1 protein-coding gene is annotated in these 1,244 nt (G+C 67.9%); it reads right to left on the reverse strand.

What is annotated here, in order from left to right:
• Positions 1 to 12: 12 nt before the first annotated feature.
• The gene (locus E0H50_RS42650) at positions 13 to 1,086 is read right to left on the reverse strand and encodes an IS110 family RNA-guided transposase (protein WP_337590399.1); all 1,074 of its coding nucleotides are present in this window, start codon (positions 1,084 to 1,086) and stop codon (positions 13 to 15) included.
• Between the last annotated feature and the right edge of the window lie 158 nt (positions 1,087 to 1,244).

Raw genomic sequence — 1,244 nt, forward strand, 5'->3', positions numbered from 1 at the left:
GTTTCTCCTATGTCAAGCCGCGTGGGCGAGGGTGGTCGTGGTGGCTTGATCGGTGGTCAGGTGGTTGAAGACGATTCGTGTGAGTCGTCGCTTGAGACAGCGCAGCGCTTCGGGTGTGGACATGCCTTCGGTCTTCTTCTTCTCGTAGTAGGTCTTGCCCGGGCCGTCGAGTCGGATCTGGGTGACGGCGATGCGGTGGATCGCGGCGTTGAGCTGCCGGTTGCCGGACCTGGTGAGCCGGACGCGGCCTTTGGTGCTGCCCGACCAGACCGGGATCGGTGCGATCCCGGCGTGCCGGGCGAAGGCAGCCTCGGACTTGAACCGGGACGCCCCGGCGGCCTCTCCAACGATCTTCGCGGCGGTCAGCGCACCGACGCCGGCCATGGCCAGCAGCGTCGGCGCGACGGCGCCCACGAGCGTTGCGATGCGCTTGGCGTAGGCGTTGATCCTGGCGGTGTACTCGATGACGTCGGCAAGTTCCTCACGGGCCAGCTCGGCCACAATCCCCGGCACCCCGGCCAGCCGGTCCGCGAGGATCTGCTGGTGCTTGGCAAGGTCGAGCGACCGCGGCTTGGGCGCCCAGGCCGGGTCGAGCTCGTGGACCCGCCATAGCAGCTGGTTGATCGTCGCGGTGCGTCGTTTGACCAGGTCATCACGCCTGTCGACCAACAGCTTCAGCTCCCGCGAGGTCTCGTCGTGGGTCGCGACCGGCAGGTCGGGCTCGCGCAACGCGGCCCGGGCGACCGCTGCCGCGTCGATCGGGTCCGACTTCCCGCGGGTGCGAGCGATACGGCGCTGCTCGGCCATCATCTTCGGCGGGACCCGCACCACCGACTGTCCGGCCGTGAGTAGGTCACGCTCAAGGCGGGTGGACAGGTGACGGCAGTCCTCGATAGCCCACACCACCTTCACACCATCCCCGCCGAACCGCTCCCGGGCCCACCGGACCGCGGCCTGATGGCCCGCGGTGATCGCGTCGAACGTCTTCGTGCCGAGCTCGCGGCCAACCTGATCGACCGCGACGAACGTGTGCGTCCGCTTGTGCACATCGGCCCCAACGACAACCATGGTGATTGCCTCCTTCACTGGTCAGTGATCGGACGGTTGGGCCGGTCGGCGGACACATCTCAGTGGGGGCGTCGCCACGCTCCTATCAAGTCACGCCGGCCGGCTCCTTCACACCCGCTGCCGGCAAAACGCATGCCCGTCAGCCCGAAGGCGACACCGACGATAAGAGCCAGACA

The organism is Kribbella sindirgiensis, from assembly GCF_004331435.1.
GTDB classification, from domain to species: domain Bacteria; phylum Actinomycetota; class Actinomycetes; order Propionibacteriales; family Kribbellaceae; genus Kribbella; species Kribbella sindirgiensis.